4 protein-coding genes are annotated in these 5,070 nt (G+C 27.2%); 2 read left to right on the top strand and 2 right to left on the bottom strand.

The annotated features are described in order from the left end of the window. Positions 1-228: 228 nt before the first annotated feature. Positions 229-921 (top strand): M15 family metallopeptidase, encoded by a 693-nt coding sequence (locus tag CD147_RS01300; RefSeq protein WP_103165649.1) that lies wholly within the window; start codon positions 229-231, stop codon positions 919-921. A gap of 51 nt (positions 922-972) precedes the next feature. On the opposite strand, the gene CD147_RS12475 is transcribed toward CD147_RS01300, so the two are convergent. Both CD147_RS12475 and CD147_RS01295 read right to left on the bottom strand, forming a co-directional pair. Next, on the bottom strand, positions 973-1,995 hold the full coding sequence (locus CD147_RS12475; RefSeq protein ID WP_338108613.1) for a CDP-glycerol glycerophosphotransferase family protein: 1,023 nt from the start codon (positions 1,993-1,995) through the stop codon (positions 973-975). A 29-nt stretch (positions 1,996-2,024) separates the two neighbouring features. After that, on the bottom strand, positions 2,025-4,169 hold the full coding sequence (locus CD147_RS01295) for a CDP-glycerol glycerophosphotransferase family protein (protein ID WP_338108612.1): 2,145 nt from the start codon (positions 4,167-4,169) through the stop codon (positions 2,025-2,027). An 80-nt stretch (positions 4,170-4,249) separates the two neighbouring features. Between CD147_RS01295 and CD147_RS12275 the strand changes: the two genes are divergently transcribed. After that, on the top strand, positions 4,250-4,858 hold the full coding sequence (locus CD147_RS12275) for a glycosyltransferase family 2 protein (protein WP_420894067.1): 609 nt from the start codon (positions 4,250-4,252) through the stop codon (positions 4,856-4,858). The last annotated feature ends 212 nt before the right edge of the window (positions 4,859-5,070 follow it).

Here is a 5,070-nt window from a genome sequence, read left to right as displayed (position 1 = left end):
AGATGTGTATAAGAGACAGACCATATACTGGAAATCTAAGAAGAAAATTTAGAGCTCTTCGCTTTACCGTAAAGAATCCTCTATTTATATATTTGTTATTGAGCGCTTGTTCCAGAAGTTACTCAACAATCTTTCCTTTATAGAGGTTCTATATAATTCATTTTCAAACTATGTTAAACTCTATATGTAATTTTATTTTTTATATTCAAAAAATATAGGGGTATTGATATGAAAAGATTTTTCGCAATATTAATAACAAGTGCTTTATTACTTTCAGCTTGTTCACATGAGAACAGCGGTGACAACGGGGATAAGACTAACAATGAAAACAACACAACAGATAGTAATCATTCAAAAAACAGTGATAGTAATCAAAAGAAGTATAAAAAGGTCGTTAAGGATGGTCGCACATATATAGACGGTATTTTAATTGTAAATAAAGAAATCAGTTTGCCTTCAAGTTATAATCCTGGCGAGGAATCTGAATCACAACAAGCATTACAACAATTATTTAGTGACGCACAACAAGACGGAATCAACTTATATAAAATTAGTGGATTTAGAAGTTATCCTACGCAAGTTCAATTGTATAATAATTACGTGGAGCGAGATGGTAAAGAAGCAGCAGATAAGTATAGTGCGCGTCCAGGCTATTCCGAACATCAAACAGGACTTACATATGATGTCGGTGGCGTAAATTCAGATAAAAATCTTTATGCCAGTTTTGGCGAAACAAAAGAAGGACAATGGATTGCAAAAAATGCACATAAATATGGATTTATTGTACGCTACCCTAAAGGCAAAGAAAGCATTACAGGATATCAATACGAACCATGGCATCTACGTTATTTAGGAAAAGATATAGCAACAGATGTTTATCATTCCGATAAAACGTTAGAAGAATACGTAGGTTTGAAATAATAAACACAAAAAACCACCCATGCACTGGGTGGTTTTTATACGTTGTTCTATCTAATTAATAAAGAATTTATCAACTATTTTTTTCGCTGACTGACCAGATTCAAAAGTACAAAAACGATTATAAAATTGATTGTACTTACCTTCGTATTGTTTTTCGATGTTATCAATATTTTTAATTGCTTCTATCAATTCTCTGTTTTCTTTAATTAGTGGACCTGGTGCTTCTTTTTCAAAATCAAAATAAAATCCTCTTAATTGTTCTTTATAATACTCTAAATCATAAGTAAAGAATAATAGTGGCTTTCTAGTATTAGCAAAATCAAACATTACAGATGAATAATCAGTTATACAAATATCAGAAATTAAGTACAAGTCACTTATTTCATTGTAACTTTCTCCATTTATAACAAAGTCACTTACTGATTTTTCCAGTTTTAAAGCATTACTAATAATGATGTGTGGACGTATAATTAGAATATATTCATTAGCAAAGTTTTCTTTAAATTTTTGTAGATCTATTTTTAAATTAATAACATGCTTTTTAGCTTTATTAATTTCATCATCTCTAAAAGTCGGGGCATACAAGATAACTTTGCGATTATCATGAATCCCTAATTTTTGTTTAATTAATTTTCTTTTTTCTTCTAGAGCATCTTTATCATTGCTATAAAATACATCGTTTCTAGGGTATCCAACTTCTAGTATTTCTTTTTTAAAATCAAAAGCTGATTTAAAACATTCGCTAGCATACGGACTTGGTGAAATAAGATAATCCCAATATTTAATTGCATGATTTACTCTAAATTTATAATCTTCACTTCTACCTTCGAAGGAATCAACATCATTTAACATTTTTTTCAATGGTGTGCCATGCCAAGTTTGAATGTATATCGTGTCTTTAGATTTAGTAATATAATGTGGGAAATTTTGATTATTTATCCAATATTTAGCTATAGATAAATAATAATAGTATTCAGGTGATAATCGTTTTACTGAAATTACATTTGGGTCGTTAAATGGATACTGTTTATTAGTAACCCATACAATTTTATATTTATTAGTATGTTTTTTAATCTCATCATATATAATTTTAGGGCTATCACTTACCGATTTACCGATTTACCGATATTACTTTCAATTACAATTAAATCTTTTTTTACTGGAGTAAATTTAGTTATAACTGTATTGAATTTATCCATTACTTTAAAATAACGTTTATCTTTTCTAAAACGATTAGTCATATGTTGAGTTAGAATATTATACTTAATCTTGCTTTTAATCTTATTTTTACTTTTATATTTTAATACTTCTTCGAAAATCCTTTTAGAATTTTCTTCATCTCTATATTTAATAAATTGATCGGCCTTGCTTTTAATTGAGCTACTAATGCCATAATTGTTAGCTTCTAATCGAACAAGCTCTTTTTCTATTTCTTCTTGAGAATTCACGATGATGCCTGGTAATTCTTTCTCTATATCTATATGTGATGGCTCTTTCCCTAAAAATCTTTCTTTATCGAATTGATAGTAAATTACCGGTTTATTTAAAAAACTAAAATCAAAAGCTACACTTGAATAGTCTGTAATCATTAATTGACTTTCTTTAATTAACTTTTGAACATCTACATCTCCTTGTTTAATAATTGTAACGTAAGATGGGACATCAAAATATTGAATAAACGGTTGCATATTAGGATGCAAGCAAAAGATAATTTTAGTGCCTTTTTCAGCAATTTCTTTTAATTTAGGACTATATAGTAAAAGATTCATTCTTTCTAAATACTCTGAAACTTTTAACTGTTCTAAGTTTGTTAACCAGTCTCTCCAAGTTGGTATAATTAAAATTTGTTTCTTAACTTCTACATTAGGCTTAAACAATTCGTCAAAGCGTAATAAACCAGTTACTTTAACTTGGTTGTCATCAAATTTTAAATCTTTTACTACAATTTCTTTTTCTCTATTTGAACTAGTAATAAGTAAATCTACATTGAAATCTTTTAATTGGTTACCATTAATATTCGTCAAATTTTTAGTGCCTAATACACCATGTTGTAAAAATACTTTAGTCGCTTTTATTTTACGCGTATAAATTTTACTGTTAGTTGGATATAATAGCTCAGGATGATGTGTCGTACATATATAATCTGCTTTTAGCATAATCTCAAAATGCTCTGGAGATTTATAAAATATAACGTTACCAAAAGGTAAGACATTTTTGGCTTCTTTTGAATCTTTTTCAATGATATAATATGCTGGAATTTCTGGATGGTGAGTGCGCATATATTTAAAGAAATGAAATCCATTATCTTGCGCCTTATATGATTTTTCCCCAATGATCCATATCTTGTTAGCTCTATTTTTTATCATGTATTTTATATTCAATTTTTTTACACTTTCAATATATGATAAATAGCTATCTAAACTATATCTATTTATTCTAAAGGATAAATTTCTTCCTTTCATTGTTAAATAAGGTGTAATAGACACTACTTCATTATGAAAATCAGTGATAATTTCTCCCTTAAGAAACCATTCAGCTGCAACCCTTGGGTTTCCAAGTTTGATGTGTATAGAATCTAATGTTTCTTTTACTTTTACATCTAAATATATATCAATAACGTCACCATTATTAAAAGGATACTTAATGAAATTTATTAATTCATCGTAAATATCGATTGAGAAATTATACTTAGCGCTATCTTTAGTATTACCAACATATTTAGGGAGTAATTTAATTGATTTCTCTCGTTCTGTAAATCGAGTTTTTATTAAAATATTACAATATTCTAATCTCGAATTTAAAATTGAAAATTGGCCCTCTATTAAAGCCTCATGATTATTTATTTTAATATTATCTATATGTCTTCTAGAAAAATATATTTTATTTGGAGTGTACTCATTCATAGAAAGATGCAAATATCCATTTTTTGTTATATATGGATGTATCCTCATGTTTTCATTTGTTACTTTAGACAAACTATAAACTTTAGTGTTATTATCTATTTTCAAATTTTTTTGTGTAGTTAAAATTGGCCCTTCTTCTTCTACCACAATATAAATTTTTTTAGTTTCGTATTTATTAAAACGAGAGGCTACTGTTTTTAAATCAATTTCAAAATGAAAATCTCCATCTTTATTCTCATATTTAATTGAATCAAATTCATTTTTTACGTAAACCTTAGTAATATTCTTTTGACTTCCTTTAAAATCAATATGTATTATTGAGCCTTTTTGTCTTATAATCTGCAAGATTTCTCCTCCATTATACTTATAAATCTATATTAATCACCAACACTATTTGAGTTACATCAAATATTATATTATAATTTATAAAAAAAATAAATAATTGGAGGCAGGTATATGTTTCGAAACCTTATTTTTCGATTATAATTACAACATACAATAATATTAATACAATTAAAAAAACACTGGATTCTGTGGTTAACCAAACATTGAATAACGATAAATATGAAATTATTGTAATTGATGATCAATCCACTGACGGTACTATGGAAATATTAAGCGCTTACAATGAAAGTAATCTTAAAATTTATCAATTAGATGAAAACAGCGGAGGTCCGTCTCAACCAAGAAATAAAGGTATAAGAGAGAGTAACGGTGATTATATCTATTTTTTAGACGGGGACGATTGGTTAGATTTAAATGTACTCGAAACTATTTCATTAAATTATTTACATTTAGATAGCGACATTATCATTAGTAAAGTAATAAAAGATAATGACGGAAAGCAATCTATTCATGCTAAATTTATGACTATAAAAGAAAACTACAATGTTAACGGTAATGATATACCATATTTGTATTATTATTTAGGTCCTAGTGGGAAATTTATTAAAAGGGAATTAATTTTTAAAAATAATATTTCGTTTCCACTCCACATAACTTGCATTTCGGAGAAGATAAAATATTTTTCATGAATGTCTTTTCTTTGGCTAATTCAGTCACTACAATTTCCGCAATCTCTACATATATAAATAGATCTCCGAATAATATTTCATTGGTTAAAAAGTCCAATTTTTTAACTAAAAGATATAGCGATTATATTCTTTTTAAAAATACTTTGGATATAGCTAAAACAAAATTTAGAAATAAATTTTTATTACGTATTTTAGAATACGATCTATTAAAT

It is taken from the genome of Staphylococcus devriesei, assembly GCF_002902625.1.
In the GTDB taxonomy this organism is placed as follows: Bacteria; Bacillota; Bacilli; order Staphylococcales; family Staphylococcaceae; genus Staphylococcus; species Staphylococcus devriesei.
This window is presented reverse-complemented; position numbering and strand designations above follow the sequence as displayed.